The following is a 19318-nucleotide window of genomic DNA, read 5'->3' on the forward strand; positions in this document are numbered from 1 at the left end:
GTTATGCACCGCCGACTCCCAGAAGAGCACGGTTGCGCGCTGCTTCCTGTACTTTCCCCGCTGCCGCATGATTCGGCGTCTCGATCCCGCGTATCCTGCTGCCGTTCGAGTCAAAATAATACAATTGAGCGTACGGAATGATGACTTTCATATGAGATGCCGTCAGCAGCGGGGACAGGAACGTCTTTACGAAAAACAGGCCTGCAGCGGACTGTACCTGATAAATATTTTCCGACCCCAAGCTCTCGCGGGTAAGGATCTCCCCTTCCACTACAAGACCTTCCTTCAGTTCATTCAGGTTCGTGATGACATGCTCGGCCCGGAAGCCGATATACTTGATCGCTGCCTTCGCTTCCGCCTTAAGGCCCGGAACTCGGCTGTATTCCATAATGTTCATCGCCGGCGTCCCGATAAATTGTGCGGTAAACAAATTGTCCGGATCGTGATACAGCTTCATTGGCGAATCGGCTTGCTGGATGACCCCTTTATTCATGACGACGATTTCATCCCCCATCGACATGGCTTCCACCTGGTCGTGGGTTACATAGACAAAGGTCGATCCCAGCCTTTGATGCAGCTGAATCAATTCCGTTCTCATCTGATTGCGCAGCTTGGCATCCAGATTCGAGAGCGGCTCGTCGAGAATAAATACTTTCGGCTTTTTGACCATCGCTCTGGCGAGCGCCACCCTTTGGCGTTGTCCGCCGGACAAATTTTGCGGCTTTTTGTTCAAATGGGGCGTTAAATCGACGATTTCACATATATCGCGGATCAAGGCCTCCCTGTCCGGTTTCGGAACCTTTCGGTTTCGAAGTCCGAATTCAATATTTTCGCGGACCGTCATCGTCGGATATAAAGCATAGTTCTGAAATACCATCGCTACATCCCGCAGTCCGGGCTGCATATGATTCACGCACTGATCGCCGATCCAGATTTCGCCGCCGCTTTCCTTCTCCAGCCCCGCAATCATACGCAGGGTCGTTGACTTGCCGCAGCCCGACGGCCCGACAAGCACCGTGAACGATCCGTCCTTAATCGTCAGATTCAAATCGCTGATGATCGTGTCCTCTTTATACTTCTTCGAAATATGCTTTAATACGATCTGCGCCATATTCTCATCTCCCTCGTCTTGGCAGATTATTGTTTGCTCAGCAGCTTGTTGGCTTTCTCCGCAGCTTCATTCATTGCATCCTGCGGCTTCACATTTTTCTCCAGGATGGCGTTCGTCATCGCGTCCAGAATCGTCTTCGAAATTTCCGGATAGGCGTTGGCGTTCGGACGCAGCACCGCATATTTCAACTGATCGGAAGCAACCTTATACTGCGGGAACTCTTTGTAGTAGTTTTGCAGCTCATCGCTTTGTAAAGCGGAAAGGCGGTTCGGCAAATATCCAACATATTTGTGCTGGTAGATCGTATTTTCCTTGGACGTCATAAATTTAACGAACTCCCATGTCGCTTCTTTCTCCTGCTCGCTGAGCTTGGAAGTAATGGCCAGATGGCATCCGCCGGTCGGAACGCCGTACGATTTGTTCGCAGGCATGAAGTCGGTCTGCATTTCAAAGTTATTGCCCTTCGCCACCTCCAGGCTTGCGGACACACCCGCTGTCGAGCCGATTTTAAATGCGGAGATTTGATTGCTCCAATCCTTCTCGGCATCAGCGCCCGCCGTCTTGCCTACGACAAACTTGATCACACCTTCATCATACATTTTCTTCCAGAATTCAACCGGAGCCACGCCTTCAGGCGAATTGAACGTCGCTTTCTTCCCGTCATCGCTTATTACCTTGCCTCCGCTTTGCGCAACCAGCGCTTCGTATTCCCATACGCCAACCGCCATCGTCATCGGCGTCTTGCCCTTGGACTTCAGCACTTGGCCGTACTGTTCAAGCTCGGTCGATGTTTTGCAGCTGGCCGGGTCCAGTCCGGCTTCTTTTAGCATGGTCACATTTTTATAGAAGATCGGCGTGCTGCGCATAAACGGAATGCCGTACAGCTTGCCGTCCACGTAAGCATTGCCCATAAGGCCCGGGTTAAAATCTTTCAGATCGATCTGCGCATCGTCTCGCTGAGCAAGAGGTGTCAGGTCCGTCAGCATGCCGGAACGGGAAAAGATGCCGGTGGAAGAGATTTCAAGATCAAATACGGAAGGCGCATTTCCGGCGGCGAAGGCAGCCTGGACTTTGGCATGAAGATCGTCATAATTCCCTTGGTTGGCCTGCTGGACTTCAATGCGGTTTTGCGACTCGTTAAATTTTTTCACGAGATTTTGCTTGGCTTCTTCAATTTTGCCGCCGTTTGCCGTCCAATACTTGACAATAATTTTCCCGCCGCCGGAAGCCGAACCTCCGTTCGTGCTTTCCGCACCGTTTGTTGGGCTGGATCCGCAGGCTGTTAACATAATTAAAGTACTGAGAGTAAGAATGGACACGCTTTTGTTCTTTAGCATGATAAACCCTCCTGATTTGGTAATAGGGATTGCATAAGAAAAAAGCCTCAATCGACCGCTGACTCACGTCAGCAGCTAATCAAGGCTTCTCCCTCACTCCAACCCAATACTATTTACTTGTCAAAAACATCTTAATCTATGAATATTAACCGAGTGTTAAATCACTGTTAAACTTTTGAAAAATAACCATAACCAAGTAAGCACACTTTATACTATTATACGTATCTTGTTCTCATCAATAGCATAGGTATCCCGCCACAATTCCGTTCTGGAAGTGGAAACGGCAGCCGCCCCGTGCTTCAGACACGCCAAGGTATGCTCCCGTTCAGCCAGCAGTCCGCCGGAGATGATCGGAAGGGCCGTAATGTTCTTGATCTCCCCGATCATTTCGGGAATCCGCGCAGGCATAACCTCAATGATATCAGGCTCGATCTGAGCGAGACTCTTGGCTATATTATCTAATCCTTCGGTATCCATCAGGAAGAAACGCTGAATGGTGAACAGCCCCATTTTCATAGCTGTCTTGACGACATTCGTCTTCGTAGTAATGATCCCGGTCGGTTTAATCACCTTGTGAAGGTAATCAAGACCGTGATAATCCGAGCATAAGCCGCCAATCTTTTCCAAATGCAGGAAAACCGGTACCTGGTGGCTTCTGAACAAATTCACATAGCCTTGGATCACCCCAATGTGTCCGGTCAGCAAAAATACGCCGCTTAATTGGTTGCGCAGGGACAAAGCGATTTCGATTTGCTTCGGCTCCTTAATGGAGGCGACCATCTTGTGCGTGTTTAACCTGTCCCAAATCATCCCATTGTCCTCATTCCGTCGTTTCGTCATCCGTCCGACCCTATTTTTGTTCCGTCGCCAGCCGCAAGGAAACCGTACATTCCCGCTCCGCATCGTTTCCGCAGGCATCGGCAGTAGGCTTAAAGTGTTTCATGTGCGTGTATAACGTCCCTGCATTGTCTGTAAGCGCAGCTTCCGCAATATCGATCGCCGTAATCCGAATGTCTTCCTCCCCGATGTCCACTATCCGCAAGCCATGTTCGTCCAGGCACGCAGACAGCTGAACAAAAGTCCAGTTATTCTGCTGCACGATAGAATCAATATGCGTATGCCCATTAAAATAAATGCCGATGCCTTGCTTCTGGCTTAGAATGCTCCACATATCAATGTCGGGATGAATCGAGCCTTTGTCCCTGTCCGAATGGGTTGTCGTCTTATGTACAGGATGATGAGCGAACACCAGCACCGGCTTCGTCCCGGAGTCTTGGATCACTTGTTCGAACCAGCGCAGCTGCTCTTCGTCAATCCAGCCGCCCCAATCCTTGAAATCCATCTCCTTGGCCGTATCGAGGAATACGAGCACCGCCTGCTCTGTAGTTACAGCGTGGTAGCGGGCTTGTCCGGAAATTTCGAGCTGACTCTTTTCTTGTCTGAGCGTAAAGGTCGTGATTCCCCAGAGCATGATAAAATGTGGTGTCATACTGCTTCACGATCCCGTAAACCTCATTCAGCTCCGACGCATAGCCGTAATTGGTCAGGTCCCCCAATGAAATATGAATATCGGCTTCCGTGGTGAAAAAATGCTTCAGAAAGGTTTGATAGAAATCATTGCGCGCCTCTGCCCATCCCGGAATCGCCTCATCAATTTCGTGATAATGCAAATCTCCCATAACTGCCAGCTTCATAAGTCATCTCCCTCTCATTCTCGATTTGGATTGGTTACGATCAACTTTGATGATACGGGATGAATATTAAAAGTAATCTCAGATTTCATGGATTATTTGTAAAATATATACAAAGCAGACCCGTAATATGCTCACGGGCCTGCCGGCTGCTTCAATTCCCCATAATATACTTATCCAGGAAGGCATTGCGGAACTTGCCCTGCGGGTCGCATTGCAGAAGCAGCCGCTGAAAGTCAGGCAGCTTCGCATAAAGCCCCTGCAGTTGAGCAGGCTGCATGGCAAACAGCTTGCTCCAATGCGGACGGGCGCGGAAGGGCTCAAGCGCTTTTTCGATCATCGGAAGCACGCGCTGAACGGCCGGTCCATCCGATTTCCACGTGAAATGGATCGCAACCGAGGCCTGCTTATAGCACGGGCTCATCCACAGGTCGTCTTCTGCAATCGTACGAACCTCGGATACGTACAAAAGCGGAGCTATATGCTCACGCAGCTCGTCAATCGCGCACAAGGCTTGGTAGGCGTCTTCGCGTGAGAAAAAGTATTCGCTCTGCAGCTCGTCCCCGGCGCTCGGAGTAAACTCCATGCGAAAGTGCGCCATCCGTTCGTATGCGGGACCTGCAACGCCCAGCTGTTCGCTGCAAGGCTCCGCATTGTACCCCGGCACCGGGTGACGGGGAACTGCGGCTCGGCGCGCACCGAAAAAGGACGACGGCCCCTGAGCCGAATCCGATGATCCGACTTGTTCCTTAATCCAGACTTGATGGAAGGCGGAGTTCTTCCAATCCGTAAACAGGCTGACGCTGTAAGCGCTCGAGAAAATCGCGTCCAGCTGATTTTCCAGCTGCCCCAGGGGCAGGCTCCTCGTACACCCATTGACGCATTTGAAAGTCCGGCACCACATCCAGCGTCATTTTCGTAATGACTCCGAGCCCTCCAAGTCCGACGGCCGCCCCGTTAAACGGCCCGTCCTGTTGGTCCCGGGAAAATACTTCAACTTCCCCGTCCCCTTTGACGATCTCCATTGCATGAACAATCGAAGCGAGATTGCCGTTCCGGTCGCCCGAGCCATGGGATGCCGTTGCGCAAGCGCCTGCCACCGTAATATGTGGAAGCGATGCCAAATTGTGAAGCGCATAGCCTTCATGATGAAGATATTGGCACAGCTCGCCGTACCGGATACCTCCTTCAACTGTTACTTGGCGGCGCTCAGCGTCAATAGCTATCACGCGATTGAGCTTCTGAAGCGACAGCTGGCATCCGGTCGTATCGGCAATCCCGTTAAAGGAATGGCGCGTGCCGAGCACCTTCACTTGACGGCTGCGGGCTACCAGCTCCTGTATTTGTTCCACGCTTTCAGGAGAATGTACCTCCGCAGCGCTGTATTGATAGTTGCCCGCCCAATTTCTGAAGTTTTCCATGTCCACAGCTCCTAATCGGTTTCAATCGGAAGTAATTATCGTATCGCGGGGCGCGGGATGAACAGCTCGTCTTGGAATAAACGAAATTCAGCATCCACTCATGTTATCCGCGCCATCCATCGCGTCATCCATATTGTAATCCAAAATTAGGAGGGTGAAAAGAATATTCAATTGGAAGGTGCCGAGAAAAATCCGGCCCTCTTCTCTCTTCCATTATTTTTTCAGATGATAAGGAACGGTAGTAATAATAACGTCTTTGCGGAAAAGCAAATAAGCACGGATCATAATGCTGGATTGATTATGAAGCAGGTTGTGCCAGCTTTTCTTGGGAATAAACTGCGGAATGATGACGGTAACCTGATAATTGGACTCGCTCGCTTTCCGCTGCACCGTATGGATAAACTTGCTTAAAGGATGAATGATGCTTCTATAAGGAGAATGCAGTGTTACGAGCCTGACATCCGGCCTCCACTTATTCCATTTTTCTTCGAACCGGACCTCGTCATCTCTTTCAAAAGGAATATATACGGCGATAATCTGATTAGCCGACAGCGACTGGGCGTAATTCAAGGACTGCTCGACGACGTGCGTGATGCCCGACACCGGCAAAATAATGACATTGCCTTCAATAGGCACCGCTTGTTCGCAAGTGGAAAGCCGTAATTGCTCGCTTACCGCTTCGTAATGCTTCTTGATGCGGTGGAACAAATAAACGATCAACGGCAGGAAAATCAAGATCGTCCATACCTGCGCAAATTTCGTCAGGAAGAACATGATCGAGACGGTAAAGCTGATAACAGCACCCGTTGTATTAATGATCAGCTTGGGGACCCAGCCTGCGGGCTTTTCGCGAATCCATTTTACCATCATTCCCGTCTGTGAAAGCGTAAACGGAATAAATACGCCTACCGCATAGAGCGGGATCAAATGCTCGGTCTGCCCTTGGAAGGCTATAATCAGCACAATGGACAGCAAGCCCAAAATTATAATTCCGTTCGAGTACCCTAACCGGTCTCCCCGCATGGTGAACATTCTTGGAATGAACTTATCCTTGGCCAGATTGACCGCCAGCAGCGGAAAGGCCGAATACCCCGTATTGGCGGCAAGAATCAGAATTAATGCGGTGGTTCCCTGAATGATGTAGTAGATCAAATGACGGCCAAAGGTATGCTCCGCAATCTGGGAAACGACGGTCGCCTCGGCATTCGGCGTAATGCCGAAATAGTAGGCAAGGTATACGATGCCCGAAAATAACAGCGCAAGCAGGCCGCCCATGGCCATGAGCGTTTTGGCTGCATTCGAAGGCGCCGGATCCTTGAAATTCGGAATGGCGTTGGAAATCGCCTCGACTCCCGTTAAAGCAGAGCTGCCTGAAGCGAAGGCTCTGAGAAGCAGGAATAAACCGATTCCCGCTACCGGAGTTCCAATGGGCGTATGCAAATCGGGTGTAACTTTACCCGTTACGATGCTGAAGAGTCCGGCCCCGATCAAGATGAGCATGGCCGCAACGAATAAATAGACCGGATAAGCCAAAATGGAAGCAGACTCGGTAACTCCCCTTAGATTCAAGAGCGTGATCAGAAGTACAAAGGTAATCGCAATCCCGACCGTATGCTCGTGCAGTGCCGGAAAAGCGGACGTGATCGCATCCGTGCCCGCCGAAACGCTGACCGCTACGGTCAAAATGTAATCCACCAGCAAGGAGCCTCCGGCAATGAGTCCCGCATACACGCCGAGATTCTGCTTGGACACGACATACGCCCCGCCCCCGTGGGGATAAGCAAAAATAATCTGCCGATAGGACAAAATAAGCGCCAATAGTAAAATCAGGACCCCTATGCCGATCGGAATCGAATACCAGAATGCGGCGGTACTTACTGTGATTAAGACCAGTAAAATTTGTTCCGGACCATAAGCCACGGAAGATAAAGCGTCGGAGGAAAGAATCGCCAACGCCTTTTTCTTCGTCAGCTTTTGTTCCCCTAATTCGGTCGACTTCAAGGGTCGTCCGATTAAAAATCTTTTGAGAGCTGCCATAAGTTCGGTTACACCACCAGGTTTAAGTTAGAAGCCATCGCATCCTATTTGCAGGTTCCGAGCGGCCGTACGGTTGGGATACAGCAAAAAAAAGCCGCAGGAAAGTTGGACTTTCCCGCGGCTTGGATACACAAAAGCACACGAAGAATTCCTCTTTCGTAACGCTGACGAGGTTAGCTGACGGATTCGGAATAGAAAGTATCCCTACACTTGCTGTTCACAGCCAAGTGATTCACCCCTGGGACGAAGCTGCTTCATCCCTTTGGTTCCCCCGCTTCTGATTATCAGAATTTAGCGATTCAGGAGTATATCATTTGAAAAACACATTCATAGGTACGAATGAAATATTACTCCTCAGCCTTCTTTCTGTAAAGAAGCAAGGAATCAAGCTTGGGTTAAAAAACATATATCCACGCCCCAAAATAGCGCTTACATAGAAGTAGAACTATGACTTGCTTGATATTCCCTTCGTTCCCTCCCGTTTTCGGAATATAGGCTGAATAAAAGAACACTAATAAGGCCTCTAACAGCACATTTCGCTGTCGAGGCCAAGTGCATCGACATAATTCTACAAAGTTTTCGTTCCGGATTCGACCGCCGCCGCATACTCCCCTTTTGTGCTCAGCGGATCCTGTGTCTGATCGCGTGCGTTAGTATCGGCTGCAGATTCCGGACCTTCCTCCTGCGGATCCCACACACGCAGCGCAGGACGAAACGCCAGCAGCAGAGCGGCCGAGGCAATCATGAGCAATCCGTTCGTCCGGATCACATGCGACGAACCTGCGAATTGAGCGACGAAGCCGACGGTCAGCGAGGACAACGGCTGTACGCCTACCGCAATCATCACCTGCAGGCTCAGCACCCGTGCCCGCATGTTGGGAGGCGCCAGCACCTGAAGCAGTCCCTTGACCGTTGTAAGCACGACGGGCTGGGCGAAGGAAGCGAAAAAGATAGCCAGCAAAGAAAGCGGCAGCCAGCTGGAAAACGAAAAAATAAAAAACCAGAAGCCGGTCCAGGCTATGACGGCAGACAGCGCCCATCCGGGTCCTTACCCGCTGCAGGAGCGGCGTCAGCAGCAGGGCGCTGAAGAACGAGCCAGCGCCGAACGTGCCCATCATCGTCCCCAGCGTCTCCGGCCCGCCATGCAGCAGGTGGTCGGCGATTTCCGGAAAGAGCTGCGTATTGACGAAGCCGAACAAGGTAGTCATTGCTGTAAATAGAATCAATTCCTGGATTCGCGGCTTTCGCCGCACAAAGGCCAGCCCTGCCCGAAACTCCTTCGCCGGATGGCTGGAGCTGACCTGACGCTCTTGGGCCGCTTTAACGACAAACAAGCTGGCCAGCACAGCGATATAACTGAGCCCATTCAGCCAGAAGGCCGGCGCTTCACCAAAGCTGCCGATCATCCATCCGGCCGCTGAAGGCCCGATCATCCGCATCACCTGCTCCATGATCGCATTAAGGGTAAAGCCTTTGCGTACCTGCTCCACGCCGGACAGGTCGCCAAGAAATGCCTGCTGCGAGGGAATATCCAGCGCATTAATGCAGCCCAGAATTCCCGCGAGCACATAGACATGCCATAAGCGAACTGTTCCCGTCTGGAGCAGCATGCCCATGACGATAGCAAGTATCATCGCCAGCAGGTTCGTATAAATCAGCAGCCTTCGCCGATCGAGCCGGTCTGCCGTCACGCCGGAGAAGGGCCCTAGCAGCAGAACGGGAAGCGTGTTCAGCATGGCGACGATGCCAAGCGCGGCGGTTGAGCCGGTAAGCCTCCACACGACCCACGCCTGAGCGGTTCCCTGCATCCAATTGCCGAGCATCGATATCCCCTGGCCTCCGATATAGATCCGGAAATTGCGGTTGCGCAAGGGTGAAAGCGTATGCATTACATGATGAATCAAGGGGACACCTCTTCTTTCATTCCTAATTGGACTCAGGCTTAAAAAAGCGTTTCAAATCATTGCGCAGATTCCCGCCACCCAAGGACTTGCCGCGGCTTATTTTCCGGAAATCGGTATTGTCCGTAAGGAGATCGATATTGCCAATCAAGCGCTGTTCGGCTAAGCGGCTGATCTCTGTATCCGTAATCTGATTGGCGATAAGCCTGGCGATGTCTTCACCCTTCATCACTTGAAAGGGCCGGTCGTAGAAGGACGAGACGTCCTCAGGAAGCTTCACCGCGATTCCCAGCGCATTGTGTATCCGGGATAAACAGGTATAAGCATGTTTAAACGCACACTCGCGCTCTCTCCAGGCGGCTGCCGTTTGAGCGGACCACAGATAAGGCATGAGGGCATCGGCGCTCTTTAATTGCTTAAAGGCGGTGCCGAACCATTTCGGATAAGGCGCATATCGGCGCTCTATAAGGAAGCACAAATTCATGATGTCGCGGACAAGCCGCGAAGCAATAATAGCTGAGCCGAGCTCATCGCCTGCATAGCCTGCCCGGAGCATCAAATGCTCTTCTTGGCCGATGCGCTGCCAGCATGATGCCATCAAGTAAAGCCAAATATCGCGGGGATAATAATTCAACTGCCGGCGCAGCATCGTTAACCCGCCCCGATCGTCTCTATACACCGCCCCTTCCGTGATCTCGAGCAGCGACTGCGAAGGAAATGTGAGCCAGTCTAAAAGCTCAATATCCATATGTTCATCGGCATGGACAGCCAAGCATGCTTCAATGAACTGCGGGACGGTCGTCACCACGCTCCGGCTTGGATCCACCGGAAAGCCGTAGAAGGTTTGCGGGGCGTGTTCTTGCAGAGCAAGCCGAGCTTGTCCCCCATATCCGAATTGCTGCGGATCAAGAAAAAGAACAACGCGCGGCCCCCAATCATGGTCTGTGGACATCTCGGTATCATAGCCAATCACTTCACTGCCGGGACCTAGAAGCGCCGATGAATACGGCAACCCCGGACAGGCGGCGGCCATAACCGGTTCAACAATCTCCGTATGGAACCTGCGGCAAAGCTCTATTCCCTTTATAAAAGACATCGCTCTCCTCCCTTCCGCCTTCATTATTCAATGACGATTTCCCCTTCTCCTGAGGGCGCTTGCCTGAACCTGCCACACCGCACGTCATAACGGCGAATGGCGCGGCCCCCTCTTGTCGGCGGGATAAAAGGTCTTGTATATAAAATCGGGCTGTCATCCGCATGCCTCCCTTCCTAGCTCAACGTCACCATAATACCATAATATGGCGCTTAAGTTATGAAAAAAAGCACCGTATCCGTTCACCATTTGGTGAGCTGATACGATGCCCTATTGTTCTTTCTCTTATCTTCCGTTTCGAATCCATTTCCCGTTCGGCAGCAATGCCCTTACGGCCGGGAGCAGCACTCCTTCATGGCAGGCGGCAGCTCTGGCCCCCGCGGATTGCCTGATTACGGGATGAGCTGGGCTTATATCCCCTGCCCTGCGCCTTCGCTCGTCTGCTTGCCCGGACGGGACAGCGAGGCGGCCAGTCCGAGCAGGGTGGCGATCAACAGGGCGGCAATTGCCCACCGGTACCCGTGGATAATGAGTATTAGATCGGGGCGGGTCAAGTCCGCCGCAGCGCCTGAGTACAGCACATCTTTTAATCGGGACGGCAACCCGATGCCTACAATCATCAGCGTAACGGCCGTGCTCAGCACCTGGCCCATGTTGCCCAGCATGGAGCGCAGCCCGTTGGCGACACCCCGGCGATGACTCGGAACGGAGCTCATGATGTCGGTCGTGTTGGGCGTCAGGAACAAACCGGCCCCGCAGCCCACCAGAAGCATCGCTGCCGCGATCAGGCCGTAGGACAGATCCGGGCTTACGGAAATCAGCAACAGCAGCAAGCCTGCCATGGAAATGAGCAGTCCCATTGATGCCAGCAGCTTGGTGCTGTACCGGCGGGTCAGAAAACCGGCGACCGGTGACATAATCAGCATGCCGATAACGGATGGCAGCACCCGGAGCCCCGCCTCGAAAGCGCTCATGCTGTAAGCGAACTGAAAGAACAGTGCAAAAAGCAGCACCACGGCAGAGCGGGCAAACGAGTTGAGAAAGGTTGCCAGGTTCGGCATCAGAAACGCACGGCTTCGCAGCAGCTGCAGATCCATAAGCGGCGATGGCGCCCGTCGTTCCCTCCATATGAACAATGGAGCAAAGACAGCAAACAGCAGGAGTCCGATATCCACCGTGCTGCTGCTCCAACCCAGGTCGCCGCTTTCGGAGAGCGCCATAACCAGACCGCCCAGCGCGATGAAGATCAGCACACCGCCCAGCCCGTCGACTCGCTCCCGGACCGGCCTTGCCGCCGCCGGCCGCAGAACCCAGCTGCCCCACAATACCGCTATGATACCGATCGGCACGTTAAACCAGAATACCCACCGCCATCCCCAGCTTCCGGCAATAAGACCGCCCACGACGGGACCGAGCAGCTGCGCCGCGGACGCCGTCAGTACGTTAATGCCCAGACCGGTTCCGAGACGGTTAGCGGGAAAGGCATCGGTGATCAGCGCCGTCGTATTTACGATGACAAATGCGCCGCCGGCCGCCTGTACGACCCGCAGGGCGATCAATACACCGGCATTGGGCGCAAAGCCAATAGCCAGACTTGCCAGGGTAAAAAGCGCCATCCCGCTCAAATACAGCTTTTTGCGGCCGAAAATATCGGATACCTGCCCGAATACAAGAATCAGGATCGTGTTGACAAGCATAAATGACAGCAAAATCCAGCTTGAGGTCAGCGCATCGGCATGAAAATGGCGGCTCACCTCCGGCAGCGCGACGTTCAGCGAGCCGATATTGACCATGATAAGAAAAGCCCCGAGACTGGTTACCGTCAGCACAAGCCAAGGGTAAAGCCCGCCCGCATCCACTGGCTGCTCAGTTCCCTGCTGCTGTCCTGCGCGAACGGTCCCATCGTCCTTCATTGTTACTTACCGGCCGTCCGCAAAATTTGTTCCGTAGTGCGGATGCGGCCGATGCGCGGAAAAATGGTTTGACTGACATAATCGTGCTCAGCTTGGGATATGCCCGATATGGCGTCAATGGCAAAAACCAGCTGGTAGCCGTGCTGGAATGCTTCGCGCGCCGTTGTATCGACGCCGATGCCGCTGGCAATGCCGCACAGCACAATCGTTTCGATCTTGCGCCGGCGAAGCTGCAGATCAAGCTCCGTGCCGTGGAAGGCGCCCCACTGCTTCTTCGTAATGAGATGATCGCTCTCCCGCACGCCGATCTCAGGCACGATCTCATCCCATCCCGCGGGCCTTACCTGCTGTGGGGGCTCTTGATCCAGCTTCGGCCGCAGCATGTCTTTGCCGTCTTTGCTCGATACCCGCACGAGTCCGACAAATGCGCCATTCTCCCGGAATGCGTTGACCAGCGCTGCCGCATGTTCCACAACCTGCGCTCCGCTATATGGCGCCAGATCGTACCCGACGATTCCTTTCTGAAGATCGATAACAACCAGTGCAGCCGTTTCCCAATTGAATAGGGGTTCCATATTCCAACACTCCTTCTGCTTCATTGGATCGATATGACCGGTGGTCTTAATGAATGAACCTCCGGTCACATTGACTTAATGTTTATTATTATGTACCATGAGTCATAACGTGTCAAGACTTGGGAAGGAGGCTCTATTCATGAGCATGATCAAGCAGGAGATCGTTCGCTCCGCTGCGAAGCTTTTTTCTATCAACGGGTTCGCTGCTACCTCAATTCAAGACATTGCCGACGATTGCCGGATTGCCAAAGGATCTGTGTACAAATATTTCCCTTCCAAGGAAGACTTGTTCAGCGAAGTGTTAGAACAGTTTCTGAACCGGTATTTCGACGAGGTCGAGCGGATCAAACGGCTGCCCGGACTTTCGCCGAAGGAGCATTTTTTGAAGCAGCTGATTTTTCGCTTTCAATATTTTATGGAGAACAAGTATATTCTCGCGGAATACAATGTATCGATCCGGCAGGACGCCAAATTTATGCCGCAGCGCCTGCAGACCCGAGGAAGGCTGATGAATTGGTATAAGGAATGCCTGCTGCAGGTTTACGGTCCGGAAATGGAGCCGTACATATGGGATCTTGTTTTCACCCTCAAAGCGCTGCTGAAGGATTTTCTGAATTGGGCGATGCATGAGCGGGAGCCGCTGTCGATCGAAGAAACGGCCGCCTTCATCCTCGACCGGATGGACGGCATCTCCGCACATATGGTCGCCGCAGGCAAAAAACCGATGTTAACCGCCTCTTTCTTTGACCGGTATATCCACTGGGGACGAGCGGGTGACCAGGAAGCAGACCGGCCGCTAACGGTTGGAGCGCTTCTGGATCGTCTTGCCGCAGAGATCGGCGAGCTTCCAACGGGCGAGACCGAACGCGGCGAGCTGCTCGAGCTGATCCGTCTGCTGCGCGAAGAAACAGCCAAGGAGCGGCCGAATGGGCCGATGATCCTGGCGCTTCTCGCCTATCTGGAACGCGAGAACGAATTGAAAAGCCTATCCGCACAGCTTAAAAATATTATTTTGCCGTAGCCTGTCCAGCGCCCAATCGTCGCTTATCATATTGTTCCCAGCCGCTGGGATAAAATAAAAACCATCATCTCATACTATGGGTGAGATGATGGAGGTGATTGACATGCCAAAAAATAGTGCCGATCCGAAGTTCGATCGTGAGGACAACCGTGCGGACAAGAAGAACAACCAGCAAAATAACGATCATTTCACTGAAGAGCATCAGACGTTAACAAGCGATACTGCTTCCGATTATGTACCAAGCTTGAACGGCATTCCCAAAAATGAAACTTAAGTAACTGCTACAAGGCTGCTCTCGCGTCGTATGGACGAAAAAGCAGCCTTGTTTTTTATATAAAGATGCCAAAACTATGATTCATATGTTCAAGAGCCGGGCCGCCCTTAGAAGGTTACCGGCAGGCTTGAAAGCGAGCGCAGCGTACTGTAGTTATATGCCAGCTGCTCCGGCTCAACGGCCAGCTGCAGCTGCGGCAGCCGCCGCAGCAGCGTCCCGAAGGCGATCTGTCCCTCCAGACGCGCCAAGGGTGCCCCGAGACAGAGATGGATTCCCTTGCCGAATGCAAGGTGCTCATTCTCTTCGCGAGTGATATCCAGTGCTTCCGGGTTAGAAAACTTATGCGGATCTATATTGGCACCGGCAAGGGAGACGAGAACGATCTCGCCTTTGCGGATATGCTTGCCGCGCAGCGTAATATCCTCGCCGGCAATCCGGCTTGTAATCATAATAGGGGCTGCAAAGCGCAGCAGCTCCTCGACCGCGGAAGGAAGCAAGGACGGGTCTTCCTGAAGCATACGCATTTGCTCAGGATGCCGCAGCAAAGCCAGCACGCCGTTGCCGATCAGATTGACCGTCGTTTCGTGCCCGGCGGTAATGAGCAGCCATATCGTCGAAAGAAGCTCGTTCTCGCTCAGCTTGTCGCCGTCATCATAAGCCTGAATCAGGCCGCTCGTTACATCCGGACCGGGATGAATGCGCTTCTCTTCCAAGAGCGACTTGATATACTGAACAAACTCCTCGAGCGCCGCGGCGACGGCTTCCCCCTGCCCCGGGTCCAAAGCGGCTTGGCCGAGCTCGTGCGTCCATTGGCGAAACCGGTTCCGGCCGCAGCCGGAATTCCCAGCATTTCTGAAATCACGATAATCGGCAGCGGATACGCGTAATCTGCTATAACATCCATCTTTCCCTGTTCCATAACGCCATCCAGCAGCTCATCGGCAATCTGCTGTATGCGGGGGCGAAGCCCTTCGATCGTATGAGGGGTGAACGCTTTAGCGGCCAACCTGCGCAAACGGGTATGATCGGGAGGATCGACCGTCAGCATGTTCGGCATATTTTTCATCCATTCTACAAGCCTGCCGACGGAGGAGTCCTCGGATAACGATTCTTGCTGGTTTTCCTTGGAGACGAGCTGGCCCATGTTTTTCAAAAAACGGGGGTACCTTCAATACCGAAACGGCATCGTCATGCCGAAACGCGACCCAGGCCGCCCCCATCCCGAAAAAGTCATCCAGGCGGTAAAGAGGCTCCTCCTGCCCGGTGAGCCGTTTATAGAAAGCAATGAAATCACGCATCGTTTCAGGTGAAGTAAAATCGCCGCTTGTGATCTGTTTCATGCTTTGGTTTTCCCCTTTCTTTGCTGTAAAATCTACCTGCCGCGGCCTCCACGCGGAAAGCCGCCTGCCTTAGGGCCCTTTATAATTACCGCTCTATACCATACCGGATCATGCTGCAGAAGCCGTTCATTTTATCGAAAAAGCTTTGCGCATACTCCTCATCCATTGCATCGATATCTTTAATATCCTCCAAAAACTTCTTCTCGAAATGCTCGAATGTCGACATAACTAACTCGAAAGCCTGGCGCCGGTTCACGCCTTCCCGCAGGGGCACCTTATCAAATAACTGCTCCAGCAGCTGATTCTTGGAGCCAATCACTTGGCCGTATTTCTCATGCAGCTCCTCCTTCAGTTCATCCGGCGCAGCATAGAACGCCTCGTAGACGAGTTTGTATTCATCCGCATATTTGCGGAAATATTGCAGCTTCAGACGGCTCAAGTGGTCAATCGCTTCAAAAAAGTCAGCATGTGAAGTAAGTGAATCCATGCGAAGCGCGGCTCTCGTCTTGTCGAAGCAATGCTCCAGCAAGCTGAAATACAGCTTCTTTTTACTGCGGAAATGGTGGAAAATCAAAGCTTTCGAGATCCCTGCCGCTTCCGCCAGCATCCCCGTCGATGTGTCGGCATAGCCATGGCGCGCGAACACCGACAGGCAGGCTTCCAGTACCTCTTGTCTTTCATAAAGCTGTAAAGGCAACGGCTCACTTCCTCTCTCTTTTACTAACCTATCGGTTAGTAAGATCGTAACTCATGCTGACCGACTAGTCAATATATAGTCAATATAGGATGTGCATTTTATGCAAGGAATATAACGGGCTGCATTCCAGGACATGAAAAAATCCGCGCGGAGCGCGGAATCAGCTTGCGAAAAGATTGGTATACTTACTCGTTTTTGGCTGACATCGTTCCGATCATTTGACCGACGGCTTGAGCGTCGAAGCTTTCTTCCGCCCCCATTTGGTACAGCTCGTAGGTGAAGCCCTCCTGCTCCCAAATCACAATGCCGTTTGCAAAATAAACCGTTCTCCCACCGATCGTTTCTTTCTTGACCTCATCCTCGGTGCTGATGCCGTTCTTGCCGCCGCTGGAGATCAAGAGGGAGATAAACTCTCCGTCCTTCTGGTACTGCACCTCTACCATATGCTCGCCCTGCACCACGCAGTTTACGAACTGGTAATGCTCCGACAGCCAGGCCGGAACCGGAAAGTCAACGCCGATTGCGGCGCGCGCTTCCTTCAGCGTCAATGTTTTCGGTGCTTCCCTAGGAGCGGATCTCGCTGCCTGGGCTTGCTGATTCACTTCCGTTGTTCTTACCGTGGACTCGGGCAATTCTTTATATTGTTTAATCTCCATATTTCCTACTTGAAAACGAGCCAATAACGATTCAATCATGCCGTGAGCGTAGGAGGTTGTCGAGAAAACTCCTCCCAAGCAAACGATAGCAGCAGCGCTTACAGCCAATGTAGTCCATTTTTTCTTATTCATAGGTATGTCTTCCTTTCGATCAGAGAGTGATGGTACGGTTCCGGTTTCCATTTTAAATTTCAAGCGGTTATACAGCTGTTCTTGCCGTACGGGATCAGTGACATCGGTATTCATGAGTAAATCCGTTACATCTTTAAAGCTCTTCAAGTCCGATTTCTTGCTCATTCAGGGTCAGCCTCCTCTACCTTCAGATCCTTTTGCAGCTTCTTCAAGCTCCGATGCAGAACGACGCCGATATTGGAGCCGCTGACGCCTAATAGTTCGGCTATCTCCGAATTTTTCAAGCCTGCCGCGTATTTCATTGCAATAATATGACGTTCCTTGTCGCTCAGCTTGGCCAGTGCCGTAAACAGGGCCTTATTCTTATCGTCCCGGATGACCAGCTCCTCCGGCGTCGGCCTTGGCAGGACCATATTGACTATGGCATTCAGCGAAAAATAGCTTCTATGCTTCAATGAACGGAAATAATCCGTCACTGCGTTTCTGGCAATAGCAAACAACCATACTTCAAAGTTTGACTTCTCCGGTGAGAACGTCTCGTATTTGGAAATGACGACTTCGAATACATGACTGCAGATATCTTCCGCCGCATAATGGTTGTTGATCCGATAACAAATGTACTTGTAGACCCGGTGATAGTAAGTATCAAATAACTGTGCAAACTTCTCCGTCGTGAGCCGCCGCTCGTCCGTGAGATCGGCTTGTTCGCCCTGATAAAGTCTAGTGTTTGCAGGGGCCATCTCCAACCGCTTCGCCTCCCTTCTTCCAGCCTGCCGTTCAGAATCGTTTAACAAATTGCGCAATTTGTTTGTGTGAGTCTCACAATAGTTAATACGTATCGGGCCTAAAAGTATTAACAACCCTCTACATTTTATTTTCGTTCGATTACGGGACATGTCCATAGGTGGGTATTTCCATAATGAGAAAAACCCGGCCGCTCGGGACAGTTGGTTCCCGATGGTCAGGTTTATTTTGAAATCAGGTTGTTAGCCCAAGCGTTACGACGGGTTCAGAAATCATAAATGATACGGTCGCCACTTAAAAAAGGTTTGCATCGATTTGCGCACAAAAGTGGCATTCGTTCAGTAATCCATGGATGAATTTTTTTATTTTCCATATGAAATGCATAATACCCAAAGATGGACATAAGCATGAATCCTTCTAATAATGTCATTGTTTCATCGGATATTGCATCATTTCCGAAATATCCTTTTAAAAAAAAGCTCCGTTTCTCAGAAGTGGAATTTAATGCTGCCATTGCGACATCCAATAAATAATATCCGTAACCGAAAAGGCTGAAATCTATGAAAGCGCAGCTTTTTTGTCCTGTAATGAGGATATTGCTCATGTTTAAATCACCATGAATGATACCCCACGACGTTCTCCGATCTAAACTTTCAAATCGAGAGGCGATCAATAGGAGAGATTGCTCAACTATGTTGAAATCTTTTTGACTGAATAGTCTTTTCTCCACACCGCCATAAATCTGTTCTAACATTATCCTGATTTTTGATTTTCCATATTCCGGTCTGACATGATGCGGTACCTCATAATAACTATAAAAATAACGATGCAATTTAGCTGTACTAATACCTAATCCGTAAACAAACTCATGGTTAGACAGATCCTCTTTTTGTACATCCCGCCCGTCTATCCATTTGGTAAGTGTGCAATTGATAACTTTATCTGTTAAAGTAATTTCTGTAATGAAATCGCCTTGTTGATTACAGACGGGAACGGGAACAGTGATATCTGATTTTTGAGAAATGTTGTACAGGAGCTGCATCTCATATTGTAAACCCTCCTTCTTGTGTTGAAGCCCTAGTAAGTTCTCTGTAGCAGGCTGATGGACTTTAAGAAGATATTTATTATTAATCTGGTCAATGACTTTAAAGGTCTTATTTTCGTTATGTCTAAGAAAAGTAATCTCGGGTTGTTGTATTCCGTATTCTTGGAGTACATTTATAAGCAACTTCTCAGATAAACTTAGTTCCCTATCTTCCATCATTATACAACCCTCCATTCCAATGAGGCTCAAAAGAAATAATTGTTCAATTTACCCTTACAGTGGGATGGCTTCTTTGAATAAAACTTCTCTCTTTTATTGAACTAACTTTCG

Annotated in this window: 16 protein-coding genes, 2 pseudogenes and 1 riboswitch; of the genes and pseudogenes, 2 read left to right on the forward strand and 16 right to left on the reverse strand. The window is 51.1% G+C overall.

Annotated elements, in window-relative coordinates; all coding sequences use genetic code 11:
• Position 1: 1 nt before the first annotated feature.
• The 11 genes and pseudogenes from ACHHV8_RS15575 to ACHHV8_RS15630 form a co-directional block, all read right to left on the reverse strand.
• Entirely contained in the window at positions 2-1111 is a 1110-nt protein-coding gene (locus tag ACHHV8_RS15575) for an ABC transporter ATP-binding protein (RefSeq protein WP_395159408.1), read from the reverse strand.
• Positions 1112-1137: 26 nt separating this feature from the next.
• Entirely contained in the window at positions 1138-2448 is a 1311-nt protein-coding gene (locus ACHHV8_RS15580) for an ABC transporter substrate-binding protein (RefSeq protein WP_395159410.1), read from the reverse strand.
• 207 nt (positions 2449-2655) lie between these two features.
• On the reverse strand, positions 2656-3258 hold the full coding sequence (locus tag ACHHV8_RS15585) for a glycerol-3-phosphate responsive antiterminator (RefSeq protein WP_395159412.1): 603 nt from the start codon (positions 3256-3258) through the stop codon (positions 2656-2658).
• Positions 3259-3298: 40 nt separating this feature from the next.
• The gene (locus ACHHV8_RS15590; RefSeq protein ID WP_395159414.1) at positions 3299-3820 is read right to left on the reverse strand and encodes a metallophosphoesterase family protein; all 522 of its coding nucleotides are present in this window, start codon (positions 3818-3820) and stop codon (positions 3299-3301) included.
• On the reverse strand, positions 3759-4142 hold the full coding sequence (locus ACHHV8_RS15595; RefSeq protein WP_395159416.1) for a metallophosphoesterase family protein: 384 nt from the start codon (positions 4140-4142) through the stop codon (positions 3759-3761). The genes ACHHV8_RS15590 and ACHHV8_RS15595 overlap by 62 nt, the downstream gene beginning before the upstream one ends.
• A gap of 151 nt (positions 4143-4293) precedes the next feature.
• Positions 4294-5560: pseudogene (locus ACHHV8_RS36800) on the reverse strand (FAD-binding protein).
• Positions 5561-5773: 213 nt separating this feature from the next.
• Positions 5774-7597, reverse strand: coding sequence for an APC family permease (locus ACHHV8_RS15610; protein WP_395159422.1), 1824 nt, complete (start codon positions 7595-7597; stop codon positions 5774-5776).
• Between the two features lie 146 nt (positions 7598-7743).
• Positions 7744-7904, reverse strand: a riboswitch (cyclic di-AMP (ydaO/yuaA leader).
• A gap of 343 nt (positions 7905-8247) precedes the next feature.
• Positions 8248-9501 (reverse strand): MFS transporter, encoded by a 1254-nt coding sequence (locus ACHHV8_RS15615; RefSeq protein WP_395159424.1) that lies wholly within the window; start codon positions 9499-9501, stop codon positions 8248-8250.
• A 22-nt stretch (positions 9502-9523) separates the two neighbouring features.
• Positions 9524-10594, reverse strand: coding sequence for a DUF4037 domain-containing protein (locus tag ACHHV8_RS15620; RefSeq protein WP_395159426.1), 1071 nt, complete (start codon positions 10592-10594; stop codon positions 9524-9526).
• A 407-nt stretch (positions 10595-11001) separates the two neighbouring features.
• Complete coding sequence (locus ACHHV8_RS15625) at positions 11002-12504, reverse strand: MFS transporter (protein ID WP_395159428.1); 1503 nt, start codon at positions 12502-12504, stop codon at positions 11002-11004.
• A 2-nt stretch (positions 12505-12506) separates the two neighbouring features.
• Positions 12507-13079 (reverse strand): hydrolase, encoded by a 573-nt coding sequence (locus ACHHV8_RS15630; protein WP_395159430.1) that lies wholly within the window; start codon positions 13077-13079, stop codon positions 12507-12509.
• A 139-nt stretch (positions 13080-13218) separates the two neighbouring features.
• On the opposite strand from ACHHV8_RS15630, the gene ACHHV8_RS15635 reads away from it, so the two are divergent.
• Both ACHHV8_RS15635 and ACHHV8_RS15640 read left to right on the forward strand, forming a co-directional pair.
• On the forward strand, positions 13219-14100 hold the full coding sequence (locus ACHHV8_RS15635; RefSeq protein WP_395159432.1) for a TetR/AcrR family transcriptional regulator: 882 nt from the start codon (positions 13219-13221) through the stop codon (positions 14098-14100).
• 103 nt (positions 14101-14203) lie between these two features.
• The gene (locus tag ACHHV8_RS15640; protein WP_395159434.1) at positions 14204-14374 is read left to right on the forward strand and encodes a hypothetical protein; all 171 of its coding nucleotides are present in this window, start codon (positions 14204-14206) and stop codon (positions 14372-14374) included.
• A gap of 107 nt (positions 14375-14481) precedes the next feature.
• On the opposite strand, the pseudogene ACHHV8_RS15645 reads toward ACHHV8_RS15640, so the two are convergent.
• The 5 genes and pseudogenes from ACHHV8_RS15645 to ACHHV8_RS15665 all read right to left on the reverse strand — a co-directional run bounded on the left by ACHHV8_RS15645 (position 14482) and on the right by ACHHV8_RS15665 (position 19207).
• Positions 14482-15714, reverse strand: a pseudogene (locus ACHHV8_RS15645) (cytochrome P450 family protein).
• A gap of 85 nt (positions 15715-15799) precedes the next feature.
• Positions 15800-16411: a TetR/AcrR family transcriptional regulator gene (locus ACHHV8_RS15650; RefSeq protein ID WP_395159436.1), complete on the reverse strand. Its 612-nt coding sequence runs from the start codon at positions 16409-16411 to the stop codon at positions 15800-15802.
• Positions 16412-16596: 185 nt separating this feature from the next.
• Positions 16597-17364 carry a hypothetical protein gene (locus tag ACHHV8_RS15655; protein WP_395159438.1) on the reverse strand — a complete coding sequence of 256 codons (768 nt, stop codon included), beginning with the start codon at positions 17362-17364 and terminating at the stop codon, positions 16597-16599.
• Positions 17361-17939 carry a sigma-70 family RNA polymerase sigma factor gene (locus ACHHV8_RS15660; protein ID WP_395163524.1) on the reverse strand — a complete coding sequence of 193 codons (579 nt, stop codon included), beginning with the start codon at positions 17937-17939 and terminating at the stop codon, positions 17361-17363. The genes ACHHV8_RS15655 and ACHHV8_RS15660 overlap by 4 nt, the downstream gene beginning before the upstream one ends.
• Before the next feature lie 269 nt (positions 17940-18208).
• Positions 18209-19207 (reverse strand): phosphotransferase enzyme family protein, encoded by a 999-nt coding sequence (locus ACHHV8_RS15665; protein ID WP_395159440.1) that lies wholly within the window; start codon positions 19205-19207, stop codon positions 18209-18211.
• Positions 19208-19318 lie beyond the last annotated feature (111 nt).

The sequence above is a fragment of the Paenibacillus sp. TAB_01 genome (assembly GCF_043945595.1).
Lineage (GTDB): Bacteria > Bacillota > Bacilli > Paenibacillales > NBRC-103111 > Paenibacillus_S.

Bases quoted from the DNA above. Each gene is read 5' to 3' on its own strand.
- ACHHV8_RS15575 (WP_395159408.1), bottom strand. From the start codon at position 1,111: ATGGCGCAGATCGTATTAAAGCATATTTCGAAGAAGTATAAAGAGGAC.
- ACHHV8_RS15610 (WP_395159422.1), bottom strand. From the start codon at position 7,597: ATGGCAGCTCTCAAAAGATTTTTAATCGGACGACCCTTGAAGTCGACC.
- ACHHV8_RS15665 (WP_395159440.1), bottom strand. From the start codon at position 19,207: ATGATGGAAGATAGGGAACTAAGTTTATCTGAGAAGTTGCTTATAAAT.
- ACHHV8_RS15625 (WP_395159428.1), bottom strand. From the start codon at position 12,504: ATGAAGGACGATGGGACCGTTCGCGCAGGACAGCAGCAGGGAACTGAG.
- ACHHV8_RS15580 (WP_395159410.1), bottom strand. From the start codon at position 2,448: ATGCTAAAGAACAAAAGCGTGTCCATTCTTACTCTCAGTACTTTAATT.
- ACHHV8_RS15595 (WP_395159416.1), bottom strand. From the start codon at position 4,142: ATGAAGCTGGCAGTTATGGGAGATTTGCATTATCACGAAATTGATGAG.
- ACHHV8_RS15630 (WP_395159430.1), bottom strand. From the start codon at position 13,079: ATGGAACCCCTATTCAATTGGGAAACGGCTGCACTGGTTGTTATCGAT.
- ACHHV8_RS15620 (WP_395159426.1), bottom strand. From the start codon at position 10,594: ATGTCTTTTATAAAGGGAATAGAGCTTTGCCGCAGGTTCCATACGGAG.
- ACHHV8_RS15640 (WP_395159434.1), top strand. From the start codon at position 14,204: ATGCCAAAAAATAGTGCCGATCCGAAGTTCGATCGTGAGGACAACCGT.
- ACHHV8_RS15660 (WP_395163524.1), bottom strand. From the start codon at position 17,939: ATGGCCCCTGCAAACACTAGACTTTATCAGGGCGAACAAGCCGATCTC.
- ACHHV8_RS15655 (WP_395159438.1), bottom strand. From the start codon at position 17,364: ATGAGCAAGAAATCGGACTTGAAGAGCTTTAAAGATGTAACGGATTTA.
- ACHHV8_RS15585 (WP_395159412.1), bottom strand. From the start codon at position 3,258: ATGATTTGGGACAGGTTAAACACGCACAAGATGGTCGCCTCCATTAAG.
- ACHHV8_RS15635 (WP_395159432.1), top strand. From the start codon at position 13,219: ATGAGCATGATCAAGCAGGAGATCGTTCGCTCCGCTGCGAAGCTTTTT.